This is a genomic window from Rheinheimera marina (assembly GCF_042654345.1).
GTDB classification, from domain to species: domain Bacteria; phylum Pseudomonadota; class Gammaproteobacteria; order Enterobacterales; family Alteromonadaceae; genus Pararheinheimera; species Pararheinheimera marina.
This window is the reverse complement of sequence record NZ_JBHSGB010000001.1, coordinates 289,698-314,991: the sequence shown is the minus strand read 5'-3', so window position 1 is coordinate 314,991 and position 25,294 is coordinate 289,698. Positions and strand designations below refer to the sequence as shown.

General features: G+C 52.6%; 26 protein-coding genes. 17 read left to right on the top strand and 9 right to left on the bottom strand.

The features are described from left to right. Positions 1-73: 73 nt before the first annotated feature. The 12 genes from rpoE to ACFO3I_RS01455 all read left to right on the top strand — a co-directional run bounded on the left by rpoE (position 74) and on the right by ACFO3I_RS01455 (position 10,748). On the top strand, positions 74-649 hold the full coding sequence (gene rpoE, locus ACFO3I_RS01510) for an RNA polymerase sigma factor RpoE (RefSeq protein WP_377331171.1): 576 nt from the start codon (positions 74-76) through the stop codon (positions 647-649). Between the two features lie 23 nt (positions 650-672). Then, positions 673-1,302: a sigma-E factor negative regulatory protein gene (locus ACFO3I_RS01505; RefSeq protein ID WP_377331169.1), complete on the top strand. Its 630-nt coding sequence runs from the start codon at positions 673-675 to the stop codon at positions 1,300-1,302. A 2-nt stretch (positions 1,303-1,304) separates the two neighbouring features. Then, positions 1,305-2,228, top strand: coding sequence for a MucB/RseB C-terminal domain-containing protein (locus ACFO3I_RS01500; RefSeq protein ID WP_377331168.1), 924 nt, complete (start codon positions 1,305-1,307; stop codon positions 2,226-2,228). Then, positions 2,229-2,672, top strand: coding sequence for a SoxR reducing system RseC family protein (locus ACFO3I_RS01495; RefSeq protein ID WP_377331166.1), 444 nt, complete (start codon positions 2,229-2,231; stop codon positions 2,670-2,672). A gap of 140 nt (positions 2,673-2,812) precedes the next feature. Beyond that, positions 2,813-4,612, top strand: a complete 1,800-nt coding sequence (lepA, locus tag ACFO3I_RS01490) for a translation elongation factor 4 (RefSeq protein ID WP_377331163.1) — start codon at positions 2,813-2,815, stop codon at positions 4,610-4,612. Between the two features lie 15 nt (positions 4,613-4,627). Beyond that, positions 4,628-5,551: a signal peptidase I gene (gene lepB, locus ACFO3I_RS01485; protein ID WP_377331161.1), complete on the top strand. Its 924-nt coding sequence runs from the start codon at positions 4,628-4,630 to the stop codon at positions 5,549-5,551. A gap of 23 nt (positions 5,552-5,574) precedes the next feature. After that, positions 5,575-6,225 carry a ribonuclease III gene (gene rnc / locus ACFO3I_RS01480; RefSeq protein ID WP_377331331.1) on the top strand — a complete coding sequence of 217 codons (651 nt, stop codon included), beginning with the start codon at positions 5,575-5,577 and terminating at the stop codon, positions 6,223-6,225. Next, the gene (gene era / locus ACFO3I_RS01475) at positions 6,215-7,111 is read left to right on the top strand and encodes a GTPase Era (protein WP_377331159.1); all 897 of its coding nucleotides are present in this window, start codon (positions 6,215-6,217) and stop codon (positions 7,109-7,111) included. The genes rnc and era overlap by 11 nt, the downstream gene beginning before the upstream one ends. Next, positions 7,112-7,795 (top strand): DNA repair protein RecO, encoded by a 684-nt coding sequence (gene recO / locus ACFO3I_RS01470; protein WP_377331157.1) that lies wholly within the window; start codon positions 7,112-7,114, stop codon positions 7,793-7,795. After that, positions 7,792-8,523, top strand: coding sequence for a pyridoxine 5'-phosphate synthase (gene pdxJ / locus ACFO3I_RS01465; RefSeq protein ID WP_377331155.1), 732 nt, complete (start codon positions 7,792-7,794; stop codon positions 8,521-8,523). The genes recO and pdxJ overlap by 4 nt, the downstream gene beginning before the upstream one ends. Continuing rightward, a complete protein-coding gene (gene acpS, locus ACFO3I_RS01460; protein ID WP_377331153.1) occupies positions 8,523-8,900 on the top strand; it encodes a holo-ACP synthase in 378 nt (125 codons plus the stop codon). The genes pdxJ and acpS overlap by 1 nt, the downstream gene beginning before the upstream one ends. Positions 8,901-9,008: 108 nt before the next feature. After that, positions 9,009-10,748: a tetratricopeptide repeat-containing diguanylate cyclase gene (locus ACFO3I_RS01455; RefSeq protein ID WP_377331151.1), complete on the top strand. Its 1,740-nt coding sequence runs from the start codon at positions 9,009-9,011 to the stop codon at positions 10,746-10,748. Here ACFO3I_RS01455 and barA read toward each other — a convergent pair. Then, positions 10,727-13,462: a two-component sensor histidine kinase BarA gene (gene barA / locus ACFO3I_RS01450; protein WP_377331149.1), complete on the bottom strand. Its 2,736-nt coding sequence runs from the start codon at positions 13,460-13,462 to the stop codon at positions 10,727-10,729. The two genes, ACFO3I_RS01455 and barA, sit on opposite strands and share 22 nt — an antisense overlap. Before the next feature lie 74 nt (positions 13,463-13,536). On the opposite strand from barA, the gene rlmD reads away from it, so the two are divergent. From rlmD to gloA2, 4 genes are read left to right on the top strand one after another with little or no spacing between them, the layout of a single operon-like run. Then, positions 13,537-14,871 (top strand): 23S rRNA (uracil(1939)-C(5))-methyltransferase RlmD, encoded by a 1,335-nt coding sequence (gene rlmD, locus ACFO3I_RS01445; RefSeq protein WP_377331146.1) that lies wholly within the window; start codon positions 13,537-13,539, stop codon positions 14,869-14,871. 3 nt (positions 14,872-14,874) lie between these two features. Continuing rightward, complete coding sequence (relA, locus tag ACFO3I_RS01440) at positions 14,875-17,061, top strand: GTP diphosphokinase (protein ID WP_377331144.1); 2,187 nt, start codon at positions 14,875-14,877, stop codon at positions 17,059-17,061. Positions 17,062-17,078: 17 nt separating this feature from the next. After that, entirely contained in the window at positions 17,079-17,867 is a 789-nt protein-coding gene (gene mazG, locus ACFO3I_RS01435) for a nucleoside triphosphate pyrophosphohydrolase (RefSeq protein WP_377331142.1), read from the top strand. Then, positions 17,867-18,268, top strand: a complete 402-nt coding sequence (gene gloA2 / locus ACFO3I_RS01430; protein WP_377331140.1) for an SMU1112c/YaeR family gloxylase I-like metalloprotein — start codon at positions 17,867-17,869, stop codon at positions 18,266-18,268. The genes mazG and gloA2 overlap by 1 nt, the downstream gene beginning before the upstream one ends. Here gloA2 and ACFO3I_RS01425 read toward each other — a convergent pair. Beyond that, a complete protein-coding gene (locus tag ACFO3I_RS01425; RefSeq protein WP_377331138.1) occupies positions 18,207-19,325 on the bottom strand; it encodes an alkaline phosphatase family protein in 1,119 nt (372 codons plus the stop codon). The genes gloA2 and ACFO3I_RS01425 overlap by 62 nt on opposite strands. A 208-nt stretch (positions 19,326-19,533) precedes the next feature. On the opposite strand from ACFO3I_RS01425, the gene ACFO3I_RS01420 reads away from it, so the two are divergent. Beyond that, on the top strand, positions 19,534-20,925 hold the full coding sequence (locus ACFO3I_RS01420) for an alanine/glycine:cation symporter family protein (protein WP_377331136.1): 1,392 nt from the start codon (positions 19,534-19,536) through the stop codon (positions 20,923-20,925). Positions 20,926-20,974: 49 nt separating this feature from the next. On the opposite strand, the gene ACFO3I_RS01415 is transcribed toward ACFO3I_RS01420, so the two are convergent. From ACFO3I_RS01415 to ACFO3I_RS01385, 7 genes are all read right to left on the bottom strand, one after another. Next, positions 20,975-21,406 (bottom strand): DUF3010 family protein, encoded by a 432-nt coding sequence (locus tag ACFO3I_RS01415; RefSeq protein WP_377331134.1) that lies wholly within the window; start codon positions 21,404-21,406, stop codon positions 20,975-20,977. Positions 21,407-21,528: 122 nt separating this feature from the next. Further along, positions 21,529-21,654 (bottom strand): hypothetical protein, encoded by a 126-nt coding sequence (locus tag ACFO3I_RS01410; RefSeq protein ID WP_337841762.1) that lies wholly within the window; start codon positions 21,652-21,654, stop codon positions 21,529-21,531. 72 nt (positions 21,655-21,726) lie between these two features. Next, entirely contained in the window at positions 21,727-22,236 is a 510-nt protein-coding gene (locus tag ACFO3I_RS01405; RefSeq protein ID WP_377331132.1) for a hypothetical protein, read from the bottom strand. Positions 22,237-22,342: 106 nt separating this feature from the next. Then, complete coding sequence (locus tag ACFO3I_RS01400; protein WP_377331130.1) at positions 22,343-23,227, bottom strand: LysR substrate-binding domain-containing protein; 885 nt, start codon at positions 23,225-23,227, stop codon at positions 22,343-22,345. A gap of 142 nt (positions 23,228-23,369) precedes the next feature. After that, positions 23,370-23,909 (bottom strand): 1,2-dihydroxy-3-keto-5-methylthiopentene dioxygenase, encoded by a 540-nt coding sequence (locus ACFO3I_RS01395; protein ID WP_377331128.1) that lies wholly within the window; start codon positions 23,907-23,909, stop codon positions 23,370-23,372. Next, complete coding sequence (gene mtnC / locus ACFO3I_RS01390; RefSeq protein ID WP_377331126.1) at positions 23,906-24,595, bottom strand: acireductone synthase; 690 nt, start codon at positions 24,593-24,595, stop codon at positions 23,906-23,908. Before mtnC ends, ACFO3I_RS01395 begins: the two co-directional genes overlap by 4 nt. A gap of 10 nt (positions 24,596-24,605) precedes the next feature. Continuing rightward, a complete protein-coding gene (locus ACFO3I_RS01385; RefSeq protein ID WP_377331124.1) occupies positions 24,606-25,244 on the bottom strand; it encodes a methylthioribulose 1-phosphate dehydratase in 639 nt (212 codons plus the stop codon). Positions 25,245-25,294: the final 50 nt, after the last annotated feature.

Genomic DNA, 25,294 nt, shown 5'->3' with positions numbered 1-25,294 from the left:
CGCGTCTCAAGGGTACGCCTGATGAGTGCCAGTGCAAAAAGAAGTAGTAGTTAGCTTTAGGGGAAAAGCTCGGATGAGCGAGCAGGAATTGGACTGGCAAATTGTCCAGCGGGTACAACAAGGGGATAAAGCAGCCTTTAATCTGCTGGTGCGCAAATATCAGCATCGCATCGCCAACCTGGTGTCACGTTATGTGTCGAACCATGGCGACGTAGCCGATGTGGCTCAGGAAGCTTTTATTAAAGCCTATCGTGCGATCCCCGGCTTTCGTGGTGAAAGCGCATTTTATACCTGGTTGTATCGTATCGCTGTGAACAGCGCTAAGAATTACCTGGTGGCGACTGGCCGTAAACCGCCGTCAACAGATGTGGATGCCGAAGATGCCGAATTCTTTGAAGGCTCTGACGCATTAAAAGAACAGGACTCGCCGGAAAAGCTGTTGTTGTCCGAAGAGATCCGTGAAGTTGTGTTTACGACCATTGAAAAATTGCCGGACGAACTGCGCACCGCAATTACCTTGCGTGAACTGGATGGTCTGAGCTATGAAGAAATTGCGGAAGTGATGGGCTGCCCTATCGGCACCGTCAGAAGTCGAATCTTCCGTGCGCGTGAAGCTATTGATGCACAATTGAAACCGCTCATTAGCTGATCAACAAGTGAACAGGAATCAGTATGTCGTTAGAAAAATCAGATTGGCTCTCGGCGGCGAGTGATAATCAGGCGATTGGTCCGGAGCAATTGGATTCATTGCTGCAAGACACTGAGTTGCAACAGAGCTTTGCGCGTTACCACCTGATTGGTGCAGCCATTCGTAATGAGTTACCGGCTCAGATCGATTTGGACTTCGCTGACCGATTTGCGGCTGTACTGGAGCAGGAACCCACCTACCAGTTCACGCCTGTGGCGCCTACAGTGGTCAACACCAGCCTGTGGCAAAAACTGGCTGACGCGGCTAATAACAGCTGGGCCCGGATGGGCATGCAAGGTGCGGTGGCTGCAGCTGTTGCGCTGATGGCTGTGGTCGGAGTGCAGCAATTCCAGGCGGCAGGTTCGGATGCAGATTTAAATACACCGCTGCCTGTATTGCAGACTCAGCCGGTGGCTGGTTTTGCCACGCCGGTCAGCTTAAGTCAGACCTCAGTTGATTCACGCTTTGAGCAGGAACAACGCCAGGCCATGCTGGAACAGCAAAAGCGTTTGCAACAACTGTTACAGGCGCACCACCAGCAAATCCGCGTGATGGAAACCGCGCAGCATCAGGCGCCAAAAGCGCCGGTTGAGGCTGAAAAACAAGAGAACTAATCATGAATTGGCAAGGCGTTTGTTGTGCCTTCATTCTTCTGACCTTTTCCGGTCTGAGTCAGGCAGATGATTCAGGCTGGAATTGGTTTCAGCGTTGTCAGCAGGCCGTCCGGCAATACAATTTCGAAGCTTCTTTTGTGGTGATCAAACCCAACCAGGTCGACAGCTATCGCTGGCTGCATGGCGTACAGGGGGACGATGAACTGGAACAACTGATGCCATTGGAGCAGGCCGGACTGGAAATTCTCCGTCGTAACGACAAGGTGTATTATTTCGCACCTGAACGCTCCGCCATGGCAACCAATAATCACAGCATTAAAGAGCTGCCGGCGCTGTTGTATCAGGATTTAGCCCGCATTCAGCAGTTGTATGATGCTGTGGCCGGTGGCGTGACGCAATTGTCCGGACGTAATGCTCAGTTGCTGCGGTTAACTGCGTTTGACAACGACAGGCCGGGCTATTGGTTATGGCTGGATGTCGATACTGGTTTTCCGCTGAAAATTGATACGTTGGGCCAGGAAAAGGACCCGCTGGAACGTTGGGTAGTCACCCATATTCAACCTATGGATCAATTTCCTGCCTCATTACAGCCGGCGCTGACAGCACAATTGCCGCAAAATATTCCGCCGCTGCCTGATAAAGAAGTGCCGCAAAGTCCATTGGAACTGCAATGGCTGCCAGCGGGCTACAGCGCTTTGCCGGTGGCGTCAGTTGCTCAGCCAAATCAGGTGATGGAGCAGTGGTTACTTTCCGATGGTCTGCATCAGGTATCGGTGTTTGTGCAGCCTACTGCTCAGTTGCCTGCTCAGGCATACAGAGACGGCGCCACCACCATATTTGTGCTGCCCAAAAGTCAGTTTGATGTCACGGTGATTGGCCCTGTATCCATTGAAATTGCGCGGCAAATTGCCGAGTCGGTGCAGTAAATGCTGGAAGAAATTGCCGTAGTGGTGAAAACAGATGCCGAAGGTGTCTGGCTGAAAACTCAGGCGAAAACCAGCTGCAATGCCTGTCAGGCTAACGACAACTGTGGCACAGGTGTGGTGGCCAAAGCCCTGACCCCGCGGGAGAATGTGTTTTTCGTCGCCGGCCATACCAACTTACTGGCCGGGCAAACTGTGCAAATAGCTGTCACTGAACAGCAGCTGCTCAGTGCTGCCGCTTTGGTGTACCTTTGGCCTCTGGCCTGTCTGATCCTGTCTGCGTTGTTATTACAGCATCTGCAGTTACCGGACAGCACTGTCACCTTAGGCGCATTAACCGCCATGGGACTGGCGTTTGCCCTGATCCGCCTGCGCCGGCAGCAGTCCGGACCTGAGCCAGTCCAGATCTTAAAGGTACTGCCGCAGATCAGTTTGCAGCATCGCTGAAACCATCATTCTTGTTACAACTGCATACGTAGCAACCAAAGCTGAGATCGAGTACAATCCGCGCCAAATTGTTCTGAATTAACCATCAGGCTGGGTTTCAGGCGTTACGCCGGACCGCCTTAGTAGCTTTAGCGGAAAAAATGCCAAAATTAACTCATATTCGTAACTTCTCGATCATTGCCCACATCGACCATGGTAAATCGACCCTGTCAGACCGGTTGATCCAACACTGTGGCGGCTTGAGCGACCGTGAAATGCAACAACAGGTTCTGGATTCGATGGACCTGGAGCGTGAGCGTGGCATCACCATTAAAGCGCAGTCGGTCACTCTGCATTACAAAGCCAAAGATGGTGAAACTTACCAGCTGAACTTTATTGATACGCCAGGTCACGTTGACTTCACCTATGAAGTGTCGCGTTCACTGGCGGCCTGTGAAGGTGCGCTGCTGGTGGTGGACGCTGGCCAGGGTGTGGAAGCTCAGACGGTAGCTAACTGCTACACGGCCTTGGAGCTGAACCTGGAAGTACTGCCAATTCTGAACAAAATTGACTTGCCTCAGGCCGACCCTGATCGGGTGTCGCAGGAAATTGAAGACATTATCGGTATTGAAGCCATTGGCGCTGTGCAGTGTTCAGCCAAAACAGGTATAGGTATTGAAGATGTACTGGAAAACATTGTTGCCGGTATTCCATGCCCGGAAGGCGATATCGATGCTCCTACTCAGGCGCTGATTATCGACTCCTGGTTCGACCCTTACCAGGGCGTTGTGTCTCTGGTGCGTGTGAAGCATGGTGCCATTCGTGCCAAAGACAAAATCAAAGTGATGTCGACCGGCCAGACCTATGAAGTCGATAAGGTGGGTATCTTCACTCCGAAAGCCAACAACACCGGCATTCTGAGCGCAGGTGAAGTAGGTTTTGTCATCGCCGGCATTAAAGAAATTAAAGGGGCTCCGGTTGGCGATACCCTGACGCTGGCACGTAACTCAGCGACAGAAGCTTTACCAGGCTTTAAACGCATTAAACCGCAGGTCTACGCAGGCGTATTCCCGGTGTCGACGGACGACTATGAAGATTTCCGCGATGCGCTGGAAAAGTTGAGCCTGAATGACTCGTCCTTGTTCTATGAACCAGAAAACTCCACAGCGCTGGGTTTTGGTTTCCGTATCGGCTTCCTCGGTATGCTGCATATGGAAATTATTCAGGAGCGTCTGGAGCGTGAATACGACCTGGATCTGATTACCACTGCACCGACCGTAGTGTACGAAGTGCTGCAGAAAAACGGTGAAATTGTGATGGTTGATAACCCGTCCGATTTACCGCCAGTTGGCAACATCGATGAAATTCGCGAGCCAATTGTCGAAGCCCATATTCTGGTACCCCAAGAATATCTGGGTAACGTGATCAATCTCTGTATTGAAAAACGTGGCGTGCAGATGAATATGACCTACCACGGCCGTCAGGTGGCTGTAGTGTATGAACTGCCAATGGCCGAAGTGGTGATGGACTTCTTCGACCGTCTGAAATCCACCAGCCGTGGTTATGCTTCACTGGATTACAGCTTCAAACGCTTCCAGGTGTCGGATATGTCACGGGTTGATATTCTGATCAACGGTGAACGCGTGGATGCACTGGCGATTATCAGCCACCGTGATTTTGCGCAAAGCCGTGGCCGTGAGCTGGCTGAAGCGCTGAAAGAGCTGATCCCACGCCAGATGTTCGATATTGCTATTCAGGCCGCTATTGGTGCGCACGTGATTGCCCGTACCACAGTGAAACAGTTGCGTAAGAACGTACTGGCTAAGTGTTATGGCGGTGACGTCAGCCGGAAGAAAAAGCTGTTGCAGAAACAGAAAGAAGGTAAAAAACGTATGAAGCAGGTTGGTAATGTGGAAGTTCCACAAGAAGCCTTCCTTGCTATTCTGAAAGTCGGTAAATAAAACCAAAGGATCTGTATGGCGGGTTATTTCGCAATCTTTTTAGTGGTACTGACAGTCGCCAGTGGTTTGATCTGGTTGTATGACGCTATGGTGCTGGCACCGAAACGTAAACTGAAACTGGGGCAGGCTGAAGCTGCTGCCGGTGGCACTTTACCGCCAGAAGCGGCAGGGCTTATTCAATCCCGCTCTTATATTGCTGAAACTGCAGTAGAAATTTTCCCGCTGATCCTGGCTATTACCTTGATCCGCTCTTTTGTCTACGAGCCGTTTCAAATTCCGTCCGGTTCCATGATGCCAACCTTGCTGGTCGGTGACTTTATTCTGGTGGAGAAATTCTCTTACGACGTGAAAGACCCGGTATGGCGCAAAACCCTGTACAGCAATGGCAAACCAGAGCGTGGCGATGTGGTGGTGTTCAAATACCCGGAACAGCCGACAGTGGATTTCATTAAACGGGCTATTGGTTTACCAGGCGATCGTATTGTTTATAAAAACAAACAGTTGTTTATCCAAAAAGCTTGTGACAATGCCGATCAAAGCCAATGCCCAGGTTTAGAACCTGTGGCGCTGACGCTGCAGGCCGAAGGTGAGTTTATGGATGGCGAACTGCCAACCAAACGTTTTACAGAGCAGCTGGGTGAACATAAACACGACATTCTGCAGCACCCGTTCAAACCTGAGCAGCTGATGCACTACTACAAACAGCCTGGCACTGGTATTGAAGAATTTGTGGTGCCTGAAGGCCATTATTTTGTGATGGGTGATAACCGCGACAACAGCCGTGACAGCCGTTTCTGGGGTTTTGTGCCGGAAGACAACTTAGTAGGTAGAGCGGTATTTATCTGGATGAGTTTTGAATTCAGCAATGATCCGGACAGCAGTCTGCCGTCCTGGGTTCCGGTGGGCGTGCGCTTTGAGCGCTTAGGAAAAATTCAGTGATTACTTTACCTGTCACTGGCCTGATGAAAAAGCTGGGGTACCAGTTTCAGCAGGCCAGCCTGCTGGAACAAGCCCTGACCCATCGTAGTTGCAAAGGCGCCCATAATGAGCGCCTTGAATTTTTAGGTGACGCCATCTTAAGTCTGGTGATTGCCGAAGCACTGTTTCAGCATTTTCCCAAAGCCCGTGAAGGCGACTTGACCCGGATGCGTTCGTCCTTGGTCAAAGGGGTGACGTTGGCGGAAATTGCCAAAGAATTAGGCATTGCCGAGTATTTGCGTTTAGGGCCTGGTGAGATGAAAAGCGGCGGTCTGCGCCGTGAATCCATTCAGGCCGACGCAGTGGAAGCCATTTTAGGCGCTATTTATCTGGATGCCGGCATTGAGGTGTGCAGAGAGCGAATTCTGACCTGGTATGGCAGCCGTCTGACGGTGATCCAGCCAGGAGTACAAAAAGACAGCAAGACACAGCTGCAGGAATACCTGCAAGGCCGGCGTCTGGCATTGCCGCTGTATGAAGTGATTGAAACTAAAGGCGATGCCCATGACCAGACCTTCACAGTGCGCTGCACAGTGGCTGGCCGGGAACCTGTGATTGCGACCGGCAGTTCGCGGCGTAAAGCTGAGCAGGACTGTGCCCATATTTTACTGGAACAAATTAACCATGAGCGCTGAAACTTACGCGGGTTTGGTGGCCATTGTTGGCCGTCCTAATGTTGGTAAGTCGACCCTGCTGAATCAGCTGGTCGGGCAAAAAGTAAGTATTACCTCGAAAAAGCCACAAACCACCAGACACCGCATTATTGGTATTGATACCAAAGAAAATTATCAGACTGTGTACGTGGACACCCCTGGTCTGCACAGTGAAGAAAAGCGCGCAATTAACCGGCTGATGAACAAAGCAGCCGCCAGCTCTATTCTGGATGTGGAACTGGTGATTTTTGTAGTCGATGGCAGCAAATGGACGGATGACGACCAGATGGTGCTGAACCGCTTAATTGCGGCGCAAAAACCGGTGATCCTGGCGGTCAATAAAGTCGATCAGTTCAAAGACAAAGAAGAGCTGTTGCCGCATTTGCAGTGGCTGGGTACTCAGTTGTCTTTTAAAGAAATTATTCCGGTGTCGGCGCAAAAAGGCACCAATGTGGACCGCCTGCGTGCTTTGGTACAACGCAGCCTGCCACCTTGTGAGTTTTTCTTTCCGGAAGATTACATCACCGACCGTTCCAGCCGTTTTATGGCCTCTGAAATTGTCCGTGAAAAGCTGATGCGCTTTTTGGGTGACGAGCTGCCTTATTCGGTCACCGTTGAGATAGAACGCTTTAAGTGGGAAGAAAAACACTACCACATTGCCGCTTTGGTGCTGGTGGAACGTGACAGTCAAAAACGTATGGTGATTGGCAATAAAGGCGAGCGCCTGAAAACCATTGGCTCTGAAGCCCGTAAAGATATGGAAGCCTTGTTTGAGCAACAAGTGTTTCTGCAAATTTGGGTGAAAGTGAAATCCGGCTGGGCAGATGACGAACGGGCGCTGCGCAGCTTAGGTTACGGCGAAGACTAAATGCAAGGCGACGTCTGGCCTGGGTATGTGTTACACAGCCATGCGTACAAGGAGCAGCAATTGTTGTTACAGTTGCTGTTGCCTGAACTGGGCCGGGTCAGTGCCGTGGTGCGTAAAAGCAGCGGTAAAAGCAAAAGCCGGCTGAGCTGGCAGCCTTTCCAGCTGCTGCAACTGCAACTGACAGGCCGCAGTGAGCTGAAAACAGTGAGTTTTGCTGAAGAAGCGGCACCTGCACAGGCGCTGCAGGGCGAATTGTTGTTTGCCGGGCTCTATCTGAATGAGCTGATTTGCCGCTTATGGCCCAGCCAGACCCATTCAGACCAGCTGTTTCAGCTTTATCATCACACCTTACAATTGTTGCCTGAACAGCCGCTCGAGCCTTGCCTGCGCCAATTTGAGTTTGCCTTACTGGCTGAACTGGATGCGCCGCTGGACTGGGTGCAGGACGCGGCAGGGGCAGAGCTGAAGCCTGGCTTCTATTATCAATGGTGGCCTGAGCTTGGCTGGCAACAGGCCAGTTCAGGTTGGCTGGGTGCTGATTTGCTGGCGATAGGCCAGGCTGATTGGCAACCACAAAGCTTAAAAGCTGCCAAAAGCTTAAGCAGAGCGTTGCTGGCGCCTTTGCTGGGCACTAAACCTTTAACCAGCCGCACATTATTCCAACAGCTGAAGGACAACGGATGAACCCTATCTATCTTGGCGTCAACATTGATCACGTGGCCACGTTACGGCAGGCCCGCGGCACTCATTATCCAGAACCTGTGCATGCCGCTTTGCTGGCTGAACAATTTGGCGCCGACGGTATTACCGTGCATTTACGTGAAGATCGCCGTCATATCCAGGACCGCGATTTATTCGTATTGCGCCAGACCATGAGCACCCGGCTGAATTTCGAAATGGCGGTCACCGAAGAAATGTTAGGTATTGCAGAACAGTTGGATCCGCATTTCTGCTGTCTGGTGCCGGAAAAACGTCAGGAGCTGACCACTGAAGGCGGGCTGGAAGTGGCTGGCCAGTTCAGCAAAATTCAGGACGCAGTGCAGCGCTTGCAACAAAAAGACATTTTAGTGTCGTTGTTTATTGATGCCGACGAGCGCCAGATTGAAGCGGCGGCCCGCACTGGTGCGCCTTATATTGAAATTCACACCGGCCAGTATGCAGAAGCAGAAGACCCGAAAGTGCAGCAAGCAGAGCTGGAACGTATCCGTCAGGCAGCGGCTTTTGCACAAAGCCAAGGGCTAATTGTCAACGCCGGTCATGGCCTGCATTACCACAATGTGCAGCCCATCGCAGCCATTCCTCAGATGCATGAGCTGAATATTGGTCACGCCATTGTGGCACGCGCCATTTTCTCTGGTTTGGGTGCTGCCGTTGCTGAAATGAAGCGCCTGATGGTGGAGGCGCGCCGTTAATGGCTATTGTGGGGCTGGGCACTGATATTGTCGAAATCAGTCGGATTGAACAAAGCCTGGCCCGCTCTCCACGTCTGGTGCAGCGGGTGCTGACCGAAACGGAGCAGCAGATTATGGCTGGTCATGGCCAGCCTGCCCGTTATTTTGCCAAACGTTTTGCCGCCAAAGAAGCAGCGGCAAAAGCGCTAGGCACCGGCATAGGACGTGGTATTTCGTTTCAGCATTTTATCGTCAGTAATGACAGTCTGGGCCGGCCTGAGCTCACACTGACTGGGCCGGCACGTGAACTGGCTGACCGTCTGGCGGTCACTTCCGTCTGGTTGTCGATCAGTGATGAACAAGCTTATGCCTGCGCCACAGTGATTCTGGAAAAGTAAATTTTTATATTGGAAGGTTAACAGGCTGCTGGCCCCTTGTTGTTTTTATCTCCACCCTTTACCCTGAATCGTGAATGCATGAAACGAAACACAAAAGGAGTTGTGCAGGTGTCAGGTCGTCTGTGGTTGTGTCTGTTGTTGTTCTGCCCTTGGCTGGCCTGGTCTGAATCCGGCAGTTGGCAGGAACAGTTACAAAGTACTGATCGGATCAAATCTGTGGATTTCGCTGAGTTTCAGCAACGCCTGCATAGTTTTGAGCAGCGCAAAGCCAATATGTCTCAGGCTGATCTGGCCTATCTGAACTTTCTGCTCGCTTATGCCGAACTCTATCTGGGCGACCCGGACGCTGCCTTGCAGCGCCTGGTACCGCTCAGTCGTCAGCAGCCGGAGTCTGCCCTGGCATTTCGTGCCAGAGCGCTGATGGTCAACAGCTATCTGATGTCGCAACAGTACCTGGACGCCTTTACTGAGCTGGAACTCTTGTTGCAGCAATTACCTATGGTGACTCAGACCGCTGCCCGGGAGCAGGGCTTGCTGATGATTGCCTTGGCGTATCTGAGTGCCGGCCAGCCTGAGTTAACCATAGAATTCGCCAGTCAGCTGGAAGCTGAACCTGTGTCTGCGACCAGTTTGTGTAAAGCCAAACAGCAAAAAGCGGAAGCCTATCTACAGACTGGCCAGTTTGCGGCGCAGCGCAGTTATGTGGAGGCGGCTGTTAAGTTTTGCCAGAAACATCAGGAGTGGTTGTTCACCGGGTTGCTGAAAAACAGTCAGGCTAATTATTTCCTGGAGCAAGGCAGCTATCAGCAGGCATTGAGCCTGCTGCTGAATTATCAGTCCAAAGTCAGGGAGCTGGCGTACCCACGTTTGCTGGCTGACTTTGACCTGGCGCTGGCGGAGGCTTATTTTGGCCTGGACCAGCCTGAGCTGGCTGGGCAGGCAGCGCAGCGGGTTTTGCAAATCAGCCGGCTGGCGGACACCGACCAAAGCAAAGCGTCGGCCTGGCTGGTATTGTACCGTCTGGCACGCCAGCAAGGCCAATATCAGCAGGCACTGCAGTACCATGAAGCTTATCTGCAGGCCTTTGAAAGCCTGACGCAGCACAAGCAAATACAGCAACAGGCCTATTACAACGCACACCTGAATGTTGGAGCCAAGTTACGCCAGATAGCCATGCTGGATAAAGACAATCAGCTGCTCAAAGCTGAGCAGTCGTCGATGCAGAGTCAGGCAGCGTATGACCAGATTTTGATCATTCTGCTGTCATTTTTTGTGTTGGGTTTAAGCTTTTGGTTATACCGCTTGTACCAGATCCGCTCGGTATTAAAACAACATGCCGAACGTGACCTCGCCACTGGCGTCAGCAATAAGCGTCATTTTTCACAACAAGCCCGCGCCATGCTGCAAAAAGCGGAGGAGAAACAGCAGGAACTGGCGCTGATCCGGCTGGAGCTGACCGCCTTACAGCAGATTAACCAACAGCAAGGTGAAGGGGCTGCCGATCAGCTGCTGGCGCAGGCCGTGCAGGCCTGCCGAAATTTTCTGCGGAATCAGGATTTAGTCGGTCGGGTCGGTCAGTTCGAATTTGCCTTGATGCTGCCGGGCACAGATCCGGATAAAGCCATGATGCTGGCCGAGATTTGCCGGGATGCCGTGGTGCCTATTCTGAGCCCGCTGTTGCCCGGGCAACAGGCACTGATTAGTGCTGGTGTCAGTCTGTCGCGCTGGTCTGGTTATCATCTGACCTGTCTGGTGGAAGACGCTGAGCAGGCGATGCAACATGCACGCAACTCCGGGCAACAACTGGCGCTGTTCAGCCCGGATCTTCAAACCAGCTCAGGCCACTGAGCGGCATCCTGCAATAAGGCACTGATGCGGTCCTGCAACTCAAAGAGTTCAGGTTCCAGCTCCGCAATACTGGCGCCTTTTTTCAGCTGGGTTTCCAGCAATTCAGTCAGTTGTTTCATCACAGGTAAGCCGGTATAGCAACTGGCACCATGCAGCTTGTGAATATGCTGCAACAAGGCCTGGTTGTTATTGGCTTCCATCGCCTGACCGATGGATTTTTGCGCGTCAGGCAAGGACTTCACCAGCATCCACAGCATTTCTTTGGCCAAATCCAGTTTGCCGCCAGCCCGCTGCAGCGCCAGCGTCCAATCCAGTTGTTTGCTGTTGGGCAGTTGATGCTCGGATTCCACAACTTGACTGCTCTGGAATTCCGGACAGCATTCGCGCAGTGTATACAGCAGCAGTTTTTCATCCAGTGGTTTGGTCAGGAACTCACAGAAACCCAGGTCCAGCAGACGTTCGCGTTCACCGTCCAGGGCATGGGCTGTAACCGCAATAATAGGGGTGGCTTCATTTAACGAACTTTGCTGAATACGCTGGCATGCCTGTATGCCGTCCATCACCGGCATATTGATGTCCATGAAAATCACGTCGTAATGCATTTGAGAGGCCTTTTGCCAGGCTTCCGCTCCATTGGTGGCTGAGTCCACCTGCTCGACCATTTCACTGAGCAGCGCATTGATCAGTTTCAGGTTGGCTTCATTGTCGTCCACCGACAGCACCCGCAGCCGTGCTTTGGGTTTCTCCGACGCCGGGCTGTGTTCATTCTGCTGTAAATAAGGCTGGGCCAGAGTGGACGCCAGCTTACGGTAATGGGAAGGTTTGGCTAACACGGCACTGGCGCCGGACGCCTGCAGCACTTCGCGCAGGTTGGGTGACAGGGTATTGACCAGCATATAGATATGCTCACTGTGCTGGCGTAACTGCTGTAGCAACTCAATGACCTGATTTACCTGTGTTAATGAAATGGCGCGGCCAAGCAGGATCAGATCAAAATGTGGCTGCAAAGATAGAGTCTGGCTGAGCTGGGTCATATTGCTGCAGCTGGTGACCTGCAAACCCCAGTGTTCCAGCTGGGCCAGCATAGCTTCACGTGAGTTTTGCTGTGGTTCAAAATACAGCAGATTCTTTTGTTTCAGCTCGGTCAGCGGCAAGGGTTCCGCAATAGACAGCGGATGACGTTTGCATTGCAGGGTAAACCAGAACACTGAACCTTCTCCTGGCCGGCTGTCAAAGCCAATCCGGCCACCCATCGCCTGCACCAGGCGTTGGGAAATTACCAAGCCAAGCCCGGTGCCGCCATAACGTTTGCCAATGTGCTGGTCACCCTGGCTAAAGCCGTCAAACAGCTGCTTCTGCTGCTCTTCGCTGATGCCGATGCCGGTGTCATGAATAGCAAACTTCAGCTGCCATTGATCATCCGCCAGCGCCCGGCCACTGACCCGGATCAGCACACTGCCCTGTTCGGTGAACTTAATGGCGTTACCAGCCAGATTGGTCAGGATCTGGTTAATCCGCACCGGGTCGGCCACTAAATCGTCCGGGCAGTTATTTTCAACGAACAGTACTAGTTCCAGTTGTTTATCAAAGGCATTAGCGGCCAGCAGCTCGGTGGCGTCATTCAGTAAATCACGTAATGAAAACGGCTCGGGGTTGATCGGCATCCGGCCTTCTTCCAGCTTGGCGTAATCCAGTACGTCATTGACCAGCGACAGCAGGCTGTTGGCGGACTTTTGAATAGTAGCCAGGTAGTCTTGTTGATTGGAGGTCAGATTGGTCTTCAACAATTGTCGGGTGAAACCAATCACCGCGTTAAGAGGTGTGCGCAGCTCGTGGCTCATTTTGGCGAGGAAGTCAGACTTGCTGCGGTTGTCTTCCAACGCCCGTTTGCGGGCTAGGTCCAGCTCAATGTTTTGCATTTCCAGCTGTTCCAGGCTTTGCTGCAAATCAGAGGTGGCCTGCTCAATGCTTTGCTGTACTTCATCGTCGTGTTGCTTCAGTGCTGAAGCAAGGCTGTTAATGTTACGACGTAGCAGCTCCAGCTCACCAAGATAATTGTCGGGCAGTTGCTGGCGGTAATGGCCCTGGCTCAGTTGGCGGATCACGTCATTCATTTGCCGCACAGGGGTGCTGATCCGTTTGACCAGCTTCAGACTGGCATACACAGCAAAACCTAAGGCCAGCACCACCAGCAATAAGGTGCCGAGCAAGGCGCTTTGCTGACGCAACCGGTTTTTATCCCGCGACAATTGCACTGCCACATAACCCAGTGGCAAAGGTTCGGCCACTGCAGCGACGGATTCAGGAATAATTGGATAGCGCATCACCAGATAATCGTCGGTCAGTTCCAGTTGAGGCTGAGCCGGAATGGCAGCGAAATGCGGAAACTTCAGCAGGTTAAAATCTTTGTGGTAATTGGTGGTGACCAGCAGTTCGTGGTCGGCATTAAAAATAGCAATACTTTTAACCAGAGCCGGGTTTTTTCTGTGGCTGGCATCAAGCAGCCGTTTTAAATCCTGACGGCTGTTTTGCAACAGTGCATGTTCACTGGCGATGGCCAGTGGGGCGGCAATATTTTCAGCTTGCTGCGATAAATCGGCGGCCAGATCCTGATGGCGGACCAGGCTGAAATAGCTGGCCAGTCCCAAACTGACTACCAGAGTCGGCACCAGGGTGGTCAGCAGCACCCAATGTCGCAAAGCAAGTTTCGTCATCTGTTGCAGGGCTTGATAGAATAGTCTTCAGTATCATGACATAAGGCAGGCTGAAAGCCTACCACGAGGACCAGATGGTCAAAATTTATCAGGCAGGTAAAGCGAAAAAAAGCCCTGCCAATCAAGCCATTCAATTAAAGATTGACCGTCTGGACCACCAGGGGCAGGGCATCGGCTACTGGCAGGGGAAAATTGTGTTTGCCAGTGGCGCCTTGCCGGGCGAAACCGTCGACCTGCAGCTGACCGACACTAAAAGCAAAGTGGCCAAAGGCAAGGTACGCCGTGTGCTGGACGCTTCCCCGCTGCGACAACAAGCCGCTTGCCCGCACTTTGCCAATTGTGGCGGTTGTCAGCTGCAGTATTTGTCTGCTGAAGCGCAGCTGGAGCTGAAGCAGCAGGCAGTGGATCAGATGATTTGTCACCAGACCGGACTGAAGGATTTACCCTGGCAACCGGCTATTCGCAGTGCTGGCGCCGGCTACCGGCGCCGTGCCCGGATTGGTGTCTGGTTTGATAAACAGCAACAGCGCTTTACCGTTGGCTTCCGTCAGGCCAATGACAAAACCATCAGTGCGGTGGCGCATTGTCTGGTGCTGAGCCCTGTGCTGGCGCCGGTGTTTTCGGTGCTGAATCAAGTGCTGCCTCAGCTGAAACAGGGCAGTGCCATCACCCATGTCGAAGTGCTGGATGCCGATGGTCAGGCTTACCTGATTGTGCGCCATATCCGGGCCTTACCAGAGTCCGATCAGCAGTTGTTACTTCAGGCCTGGCCTGATGCTTTTTGGCTGGGCGAAGCACAACCTGGCGAATTCACCGCATGGCAAGCTGATTATCGCCCGCCAGAGTACCAGTTAGCTGAACAAAAACTGCGGTTGCAGTTTGAACCTGACGACTTTATTCAGGTCAACCCAGAGGTGAACCGGCAGATGGTGCAGCAGGCGCTGGATTGGCTGGAGCCGGATCTAACTCAGAACATTCTGGAATTGTATTCTGGCATCGGAAACTTTAGTCTGGCATTGGCGCAACGCACCAAAGCTGTGCATGCGCTGGAAGGGGTGGCCACTATGGTGCGGCGCATCGAGCAGAATGCGCAGCTGAATAAGATCAGTAATCTGACGGCTGCCCAGGCCGATTTGCATTTGCCCTGGCCTAAGGCGGATTGGAACCAACCTGTGTACGACGCAGTACTACTGGACCCTGCCCGGGCTGGTGCAGTTGGCGCCGCTGAGCAGATTGCTGCTTTAGGTCCGGCACGGATATTGTACGTGTCCTGCAACCCTGTCAGTTTTGCGGCGGATGCCAAGCTGTTTTTGGCAGCCGGGTACCAGTTGGTTAAACTGGCCGCGATGGATATGTTTCCTCAGACCAGCCATCTGGAACTGATGGCCCTGTTTCGAAGGAGAAAGTAAGTTATGGTCACTGTCCGGCAATCTCACAGCTCTGACTATCACCCGGGTGGCACCGCCGCATGGCTGGCCTCTTTGGGGTTGCCAGATGCGAAAATTGAGTATTTGCTGGAGTCTGAACTCTGGTTGCAACAGCAGGATTGTACCGATCAGTTGCAGCAAATTCAGACCGGTTGGGAAATGGTGGAAATTCTGGCCGACCTGCGAATGGACAAAGATGCTTTGTTGGCTTCTTTATTGTTTCCGCTGCTGGAAGCCGGGCTGATTAGCCTGGAACAAATTCAGCAGCAATTTTGCCCTGCGGTCGCAGCTATGCTGGCGGCGGTGCAGCAAATGGAAGCCATCCGTTCTATTCCGGTAGGACCTAACCAAAGTGCCAACCCGCAGCAGGCCGACAACCTGCGGAAAATGCTGTTGGCGATGGTCGAAGACGTGCGTGCCGTGGTGATTAAACTGGCAGCGCAAATCTGCTATTTACGTCAGGTTAAAAATGCCGACGAAGAAACCCGGGTACTGGCTGCCAAAGAAACCAATGCCATCTTTGGGCCACTGGCGAACCGGCTGGGGATTGGTCAAATCAAATGGGAGCTGGAAGATTTAGCTTTCCGTTACCTGCACCCGCAAACCTACAAACAGATTGCCAGCCTGTTGGAAGAAAAACGGCTGGACCGCGAACATTACATGCAGGATTTTGTCGCCGCCGTGCAGGACAAAATGACGCAGGCTGGTATTCAGGCGGAAGTCTATGGCCGGCCTAAACATATCTACAGCATCTGGAAAAAGATGCAGAAAAAACACCTGGCCTTTGACCAGCTGTACGATATCCGTGCAGTACGGCTGGTCACAGAGCGGGTGCAGGATTGTTATGCCGCTCTTGGCATAGTGCATACGTCCTGGCGGCATTTGCCAAAAGAATTCGATGATTACATCGCCACGCCGAAACAAAATGGCTACCAGTCTATTCATACGGTGGTGCTGGGGCCTGTTGGTCGTCCGGTGGAAATTCAAATTCGCACCCGTCAGATGCACGACGATGCCGAGCTGGGTGTGGCCGCGCACTGGCGTTACAAAGAAGGGGCCAGCGCTAAAGAAGGCCAGCTGGATGAAAAAATTGGCTGGTTGCGTAAACTGCTGGCCTGGCAGGAAGAGCTGGCCGATGGCTCCGATTTAGCTGAAGAGCTGAAAAATCAGGTCACAGAAGACCGCGTCTATGTGTTTACACCCAAAGGCGACATTGTCGATTTGCCGCAAGGCTCTACACCGCTGGATTTTGCTTATTACGTGCATTCCAATGTCGGGCACCGCTGCATCGGCGCCAAAATTTCTGGCCGTATTGTGCCTTTTACCTACCAGTTAAAAACCGGTGACCAGGTGGAAATACTGACAGGTCGTGAGCCCAACCCAAGCCGTGACTGGCTGAATCCGAACCTGGGTTATTTAAAATCCAGCCGGGCGCGTTCCAAAGTGCAGTACTGGTTCCGCTTGCAGGACAGAGACAAAAATGTGCTGGCGGGCAAAGAGCTGCTGGACACCGAACTGGCCCGGCTGAATCTGGCGATGGACAATCCGAGCAAAGTGCTGCAGCGCTTTAATGTCAACAGCATGGACGAACTGCTGGCTGGTATAGGCGGCGGTGAAATTAAAGTCACCCAGGTGGTGCATTACATTCAAAGCCAGTCCGGTAAATTGCTGCAGCCGGAAATTGACCCGCGGTTGATTAGCAAACCACTGAACACCCAGCCGAAAAGCCATGTGGTGGTGCTGGGGGTTGGTAACCTGCTGACCCATATGGCCGGTTGTTGTCAGCCGCTGCCTGGTGACGCTATCGTCGGTTATATCACTCAGGGCCGCGGTATTGCGGTGCATCGTGACGACTGTGACCAGTTCAAATTGCTGCAGGAAGGCCATCCGGAACGGGTGGTGGAAGCGACTTGGGGCGATAAGTACGCCTCAGGGTATGAAGTAACCATCCGGATTGTGGCACATGACCGCAATGGCTTATTGCGCGATATCACCAGTATTCTGGCCAATGAAAAAGCCAATGTGCTGCGGATGAGCAGTAATTCCGACATAGCGCAGCAAACCGCCACCATTATTATGACGCTGGAATTGTACAACCTGGATTCCCTGAACAAGTTGCTGACCAAAGTCAGCCTGATTGATGATGTGATCGAGGCGAAACGCTTTCATTAACCGAAAGGACCACTGCATTGTCTGCAGCTATTGATCGTTTACTGGCCATTATGGCCCGTTTACGCGACCCACAGCTGGGTTGCCCCTGGGATAAAGAACAAAGTTACCAGAGCATAGTGCCTTACACCCTGGAAGAGGCCTATGAAGTGGCCGACGCCATTGCCCGTGAAGACTTTGTTGAGCTGAAAGATGAGCTGGGCGACTTACTGTTTCAGGTGGTGTTTTACGCCCAGATTGCCAAAGAAGAGCAGCGTTTTGGCTTTGACGACTGCGTCAACGCGATCTGTGAAAAACTGGTGCGCCGCCATCCGCATGTGTTTGGCGATGAGCAGGCTGACAGCAGCGCCGTGGTGCTGCAAAACTGGGAAGCGATCAAAGCCGGTGAGCGCCAGCAACAGGGCAAAACCAGTGTGCTGGACAATGTGCCGCAGGCCTTGCCTGCGCTGAGCCGTGCCTACAAGCTGCAGAAACGTTGTGCTCAGGTTGGTTTTGACTGGCCTGATGTGCAAGGCGCCTGGGACAAAGTGCAGGAAGAAGTGCAGGAAGTGGTTGAATTGGACAGCGGCGATGCGCATCTGGAAGAAGAACTGGGTGATTTAATGTTTGCGCTGGTGAATGTAGTGCGTAAACAGGGCTTCAACCCGGAAACTGTGCTGCGCAATGCTAACCTGAAATTTGAACGGCGTTTTCGTGCAGTGGAGCAGAAACTGGCCGAGCAGCAATTAACCCCGGAGAAGAGCAACCTGCAACAAATGGATGCGCTTTGGGATTTGGTGAAACTGCAGGAAAAACAGCAGGGGTTCTGATGCTGCTAGGTATTCATCATGTAGCGCTGATTTGCAGCGACTACCAAGGTTCGAAACACTTTTACACCCAAGTGTTAGGTTTGACTGTGCTGGCCGAACATTTCCGGGCTGAGCGCCAATCCTGGAAGTTGGATCTGGCGTTGCCTGATGGCAGCCAGTTGGAACTGTTTTCTTTTCCGTCGCCACCGGCACGGCCATCGCGGCCTGAAGCCTGTGGTTTGCGCCATCTGGCGTTTAAAGTGGCCGATATGGCGGCAGCAGTGGCGCATCTGACTGCTGCTGGTGTGGAGGTTGAGCCTGTTCGCACCGACCCTTACACCCAACGATTGTTCACCTTTTTTACGGACCCTGATGGTCAGCCGCTGGAGCTGTATCAGACGCCAGCTGAAACTGACTGTTAAATTCCAGCGCTGCCGCCGCTTTCGGCTGAGCGGCACGGTAATCCAGCCCCAGACTGGCGGCTAGTGTGGCTGCCAGCTGTCCCTGCTGAAACTCCCCTTGCACTAAGCCTGCCGCCGGTACGCCTGGCCCCAGAGCGGCATACCAGATTTGCTCTGAACCCGGCACGCCTTCAGGTGCAGGATAGCCTGGCAGTGCTGCGGTTTGACCGTGGCGATGCCATTGCTCAGCCAGGCCGCGGCCATGGTCGGTCGAAATCAATAAGGTGGTTTGATTGCGGTAGGCCGGCAAGTTTTGCAAGGTGCGCCATAACTCGGCAAGAAAGGCGTCGTGATGGTGGATGGCCTGCAGGTAGCGGTCGTACTGCTGCTGGTGCGCAAAGTCATCCGCTTCGCCAAGGGCAATATAAAGCACATCCGGTTGTTTCTGCCGTAAGTACTCCAAAGCAAATTCCTGAGTAAAAATGTCTGGTCGCACAGTGGCAAAACTGGCCGGGGTTTTCTGCTGCAATTCGTTTAAATACTGCACCCTTTCGGTGTGCAACTGCTGCAGTGGCATAAAACCGGCATTGACTAGCAAGCCGCTACGCGCTGTATTCAGGATCTGCGGCAGCAGCTGCCAGGAGCCAAACACGGCCACTTGCCTGGCTTGCTCTGTGGCCAGCCATTCCAGTACGGTCGGATTTGGGTTGGGAATATCGGCATTGGACAGCAGCTTCGGGTCGGCAAATCCGGCCAGCAGTTCCTGATAGCCAGGGTAGGAGACTTGCGCCGGGTTGGTCACACTGACGCTGGAATTCTTGTTTCTGTCACCGGCCAGCACCCCGTGCTTGGCGACGGTTTGATGTAAAAACGGCATCAGCTGTTCTGCGTGGCCGGGGCTATAGGTATGAATAAGCTGAGGCTGTTTTACATAGGCAGGCGACACGATAAGCTGAGGATCGGAGCCGCCGAACACCTCCTGCCAGCGCACCCCATCCAGACTGACCAGCACCACTTTGTTGCCTGCCAGTGTCATGGTGCTGCAACACAACAGCGCACACAAAAACCAATAGCGCATAAGGATACTCCGGGTTCATCAGAGGTGCCCAGCATGGTGGTTTTAGATGACATAAAAATGTGTGCTTAATGGCAATTCGGTGACAGCGGCCGTGCCATGGATAAAAGCACTTGCACTGTGGGGCAGAACCCCGGAATATAGCCATCTATAACATTAGCCGTCTGGATGTTTATATTCCGACGCTAACAGAAAACAACAAGAGTGGTCCATGACAGATTTTAGTTTTCAGCAGGCCTTTGAATGGTTGAGTTCAAGCCTGGCTGCCGTTGTGTTTTACAGCATTCCATTGGCTGGTGTGCAACTGCCGGTCACCGTACTTTGGTTGGTGGCGGGGGCCGTGGTGTTTACCTGCTACCTGGGTTTTATCAATATTCGTGGTTTTCGCCATGCGATCCAGGTGGTGCGCGGTAAGCACAGCACGCCTACCGATAAAGGCGATATCAGCCCCTTTCAGGCCTTGTCTGCTGCGCTGTCCGGTACTGTCGGCACCGGCAATATTGCTGGTGTTGCGGTCGCCATTGCCTTGGGTGGCCCTGGTGCTACCTTCTGGATGATTGTGGCTGGCTTTTTGGGCATGACCACCAAATTTGTTGAGTGCACGCTGGCGGTGAAATACCGGGTTTATCATGCCGATGGCAGCACCAGTGGTGGCCCTATGTATTACATCAAAGCGGCGCTGGATAAATATGGTCTGCCGCGGCTGGGTACAGTGCTGGCGGCATTTTTCGCCGTCGCCTGTGTCTTTGGTTCGGCCGGTTTTGTTCACGTGAATCAGGGGTTTTCGCAGGTAAAACTGGTGACAGGGTTTGACAATGCCTGGTTGTTTGGTTTGATTTACGCCACATTGGTGGGCTTGGTGGTGGTGGGCGGCATTCAAAGCATAGCCCGGGTTACCAGCAAGCTGGTGCCGGCCATGTGCGCTATTTATCTTGGCGCCGCGCTGGTGATCCTGGTGCTGAATGCGGACGCTATACCGGCGGCAGTCTGGACTATTCTGCATGGGGCTTTTGCACCTGAAGCTGCTTACGGCGGGGCCATAGGGGTCATTATTCAGGGCTTCCGCCGTGCTGCCTATTCCAACGAAGCTGGTATTGGCTCATCGCCAATCGCGCATTCGGCCGCCCGCACCAGCCAGCCGGTGTCGGAAGGTTTTGTCGGTTTGCTGGAGCCTTTTATCGACACTGTGGTGATTTGTACTATTTCAGCGTTAGTGATTATTGTCAGCGGCGTTTACGTCCAGCCTGGCCTTGACGGAGTGCAGATGACGTCCGCCGCTTTTGCTCAGGTGTTTGACTGGTTTCCGCTGGTGCTGATGGTGGCGCTGCTGTTGTTTGGCTATTCAACAGTGATCAGCTGGGGCTACTATGGCCTGAAATCCTGGACCTATTTATTTGGCTATAGCCCGTTGACCCAACGCAGTTTTAAAGTGTTGTTCTGCTGTGTGGTAGCCATAGGCGCAGTGCCGAATATGCTGGCAGTGTTCGATTTTATCGACTCAATGATTTTTCTGATGGCAGTGCCAAATATTCTGGCGTTGTATTTACTGTTGCCGGAAGTCAAAGCAGATTTGGCGGCCTATTGGCAGAACCTGAAAAAATAACAAAAAGGGCTGCCATCGCAGCCCTTTTTTATGGTGATTTCAGTGCGGTTTATTTGGCCAGAAAGGCGTAAGCGCTGATAAAGGCTGGTTCCTGAAAGCCTTTCAGGCCAGTTTCTTTAAAGTCGATCGGCACCGGGGTGCGGCTCAGGCTTTCTTTAATGTCAGCGGATGACAGAATCACAGTTTCCACACTTGGGATCAGCTGCAGTGCGGCTTCGATTTTAAAACCAATAGCGCTGCCGGCGAACTTACCTTTTTGTGGCCGTTCCCGAATGACAAAGTGGCTGATACGGTAGTCTTCAGCCAGTTTGGCCAATGAAAACTGAAACTTGCGGATTTGTTCCGGGTCCTGATCATTGACCAGCTGCAGTCTGTTGCTGCGGCAATCCGGCAGTTCAAACAGACCCTGGTTGCTGGCCATCAGGCACAAAATGGCTTCATTGCTTTTAATTTCCACACCGCATACGCGCATTCGATTCATCTCGTTCAGCTGACAATGGGGCTTATTATGACAGGAAATGGTGGGGTTACAGAAAGAAAAAAGCGGGTGAACCCCAACAGGGACAGGCGCACCCGCATTGTGGGACTAGTAAGGCTTGGCCTTCAGCCCAAAAACTCTTCGTCATCCAAATCCCATTGGCTGACGTTAATTTGCTGGTAAAAGGACCAGTGCTGCAGTAACCAGCTCAGCCAGGCACTGCCAGTTTGAGTATTCTGTTCAACATGCATAAGTCTGCTCCTTTAAAAGTCCGGCCGCCCCCGCGGCCGGTCGATCAGGTCACATCATTGTGACAGGCTGTTTTAGCGGGCTGCAGTCAGCACCGGTGAAACAGCGGCTTTCAGTTTTTGTTGCAACAGAGCCAGGTTGTACTGACCATAATCCGTGTTGCTTAACGACTGAGCTTGTTCAAAGTCAGCCAGCGCGGCCACAGGGTCTTGCTGCAGTAAACGGGTAACACCGCGGTTACTTAACGCCAGAGCACGCATTTCACGCTTGCTGCTGGCCGTTTCGCCTTCCAGGCGACGTGCAGTGACGATGGCTTGGCTACATGCTTTTTCAGCCAGCTCAAACTGAGATAACTGAGTGTGCGCTACGCACAAGCTGATTTGTTTGCTAAACAGGTCAGTCGCGCTGCTGTTCAGTTCGGTAACGGCCTGCTGGTACTGGCCTGCTTTCATCGCATCTGCAGCCGGTCCGTTTTCAGGTAATGCCATTTTGAATGGACCAGTGGCTGCGTTGGCGACGAAGGTACTTCCGGCCAACAGCCCCAGGGCTACCAATTTGCCAAAGTTGAAGGTTGTCGCTTTCATCTGAGTTCTCCACTGTAAGTTTCTGCAGCACCCGCTGCATTTGTACTTTAGAGTTTTGACTCAGAACTGACAAAGGATATAAATCACGTTAATGGATTAGCAAAATTCAGCTGTGTAAGCGAAAGCTGCTGAGGATCCACTCCACCAGCTGTTGGATCTCCGGTTTGTTGGCTTCCGATTCATGCTGCACCAGGTAGTACTTATCCCGGCTTTGCAGCTCTTCACTGAACAGCCGTTTCAGGCTACCGCTGGCAAACCAGCTGTGGCTGATAGGCCAGGGGATCAGTGCGATACCGAGACCCTGCTGGCTGGCACGGGCCACGCTGAACATACTGTCCAGCTGGATCACCTGCTTAGGTGAAAACTGTTCAATACCCACCTGATCGGCCCAGTGGTGCCAGGCCCAGGGCCGTGCCTGGTGCACCAGCAATGGCGCTTTTTGCAGGGCGTCAAAGCCCAGTGGCAGCAGCTGTTGGTACAGGCTTGGGTTGCAGGCCGGGATATAGCTGATAGGAAATAACTCATGACTGACATGATCGGCCGGCTTGGCGCTGGCCAACAGGATCTGCAAATCTGTGTATTTGGGGGAATCCTGCCGCGATTTAATGGTTTCAACTGTCAGGTTAATGTCCGGATGTTGCTCGGACCAGCCAACCAGCTTGGGCACAAAAAACTCACTGGCAAAAAATTCAGGCATAGAAATACTGAGTTCTGTCGGTGGTTTCTGCGAAGCAAAATGGCGTAAGGTCTGCTCCAGATCACGCATGATAGGCAACAACGACTGGTAAAAGGCCTTGCCCTGATTGGACAGCTCAATGGCCCGTGTCTGGCGGATAAACAGCTCAAAGCCCAGCTCTGTTTCCAGTTGCTTAATTTGGTGGCTGACCGCAGACGGTGTCAGGTACAACTGACGGGCTGTTTCTTTAAAACTTAAACAGTCGGCGGCAACACAAAAACAGCGTAAACCACGTAATGAACTATGAATGGCCATGTCAGAAACTCGAAACTAATCTGCATACAGGTTAGCAAAAAAGAAACCATAATTTAAGATTATGATTTAATTACGAAATATTTATGAATTTTAGTTGATATGAGCCGCAGTGTGGCAGCCTTGCACCCTGATGGTGCAAGGCTTAGTCCAATAAAGGAAATTGCCCTGCAATAGGGCTGCCGCTGAACTGCGCAACCCAGCCGCTGGGGTCGGTAAAGAGCCTGATTGCCGTAAATGCAGGGGCTGAACCCATATCAAACCAATGCAGGGTACCGGCAGGTACATTGATTAAATCGCCTTGGGTGCACAGCAGTTGCAGCACCTGGTTCTGCAGATGAAAACAAAACAAGCCGCGACCACGGACAAAAAACCGCACTTCGTCTTCGGCATGGGTATGTTCGGCCAGAAACTTTTGCCGTAATGCCGCTTTGTCCGGATGCTCGGCATTCAGGCTGACCACGTCGGCGGTCTGGTAACCAGCCTCGGCTTGCAGCTGACGGATTTCGCTTTGATAGTGAGTAAGTATTTGCTCTGCGCTGGCCTGCTCTGACAGTGTGGCCACCGGCCATTGGCGGAAACTCAGGCCAAAGTCAGCCAGTTTGGCCGCAATGGCGCTTGGGTCTTCAGACTGCCACTGGGGCTCTGTGGCATTCTGTGCTGAATACAGGGTCAGTTGGCTCATAGTGCCTCCAGCTGTTGAGTGACCTGAGAAAAATTGTTTGCTTGCGGCTGCAGCGGGCTGCTCTGCCCATCCCGTAGCAGTTGAATGCAATGCCAGCCAGCAGCCTGAGCTGCCAGAATTTCATCCGGATGATCAGATAAAAACAGAATTTCGGCGGCAGGTAAGCCTACTTCAGCGGCGATGCGCTGGTAAGAAGCGCTGTCTTTTTTACCGCCGATATGGGTATCAAAGTAGCCCTGAAATAACCCGGTTAAATCACCTGCCACACTGTAGCCAAACAACAAACGCTGCGCGGCAACAGAGCCGGAACTGTACACATACAATGCTTTGCCTTGTTGCTGCCACTGCGTTAACGCCGGTACTACGTCATCGTAGAGCTGGCCTTTGAGTTGTCCACTTTGGTAGCCAGCCTCCCAGACCATACCTTGCAGCTCTTTGAGCGGCGTGATTTTCTGATCGGTGTGGATCCAGTGCAGCAAACTGCTGATCACCAGTTCTAGTTCAGCGTCCGGTTGCTGGAGCAGATTGCGGATTTGTTGCAGTTGTTCAGCGACATCGGGCCTGTGCTGCTGCTGACGGATAAAGTCCGGTAAAGCAGCGGCTGCGTAAGGAAACAGGACCTGGCTGACAAACTGAATGTCGGTGGTGGTGCCTTCAATATCGGTCACTATGGCATGGATAGGCATGCGAACTCCGTCAGACTAAACCGCAGATTTTAATCCGCTCCAGCTCACAGGCAATCAGAAATTCCCAGGCTTCCAGGTGACGTTTGCATTGCTCCAGGCTGTCACCCCAGACATAGAGACCATGGCCGCGTACCAAAAAGGCATAAGGCAGGGTTTGTGTGCCAGCAAGCTGGGTCACTTTAGCGGCCAGCGCTGCCATGTCCTGCGTGTTATCCAATACCGGCAGCAGCAATGCCTGTTGGTGGCTCTGAATGCCCTGAATGGCTTTTTGCATTTCATAGCCATCAAAACAGTACTGCGGTTGACTAATCAGACGGGAAAATACGGTCGCCTGCACCGAATGGGTATGCAACACTGCTTTGGCGTCCGGGTAATGCCGGTACAAAGCGCAGTGCAACGCTGTTTCTGCTGAAGGTTTGCCCTGGCAGCTGAAGCTGATCTCATCAAAATCAACCTGCAGTAAATCGGCCGGGCTCAGTTCGCCTTTGTCTTTGCCAGAGGCGGTGACCAGGCAGCTTTGGGCTGAACTTCGGATGGAGAAATTTCCTCCGGTGGCAGGCACCCAATGGCGCTGCGCTATCCAGCGGCCAGTGGCACATAGCTGAATAGCATAAGGGTTTAACTGGTGGACCTGGGCTAAGTTATTCATCTTTGCCTCTTGATGTATAGACGTCTAAACGTGAGAATGCCCAAATGATA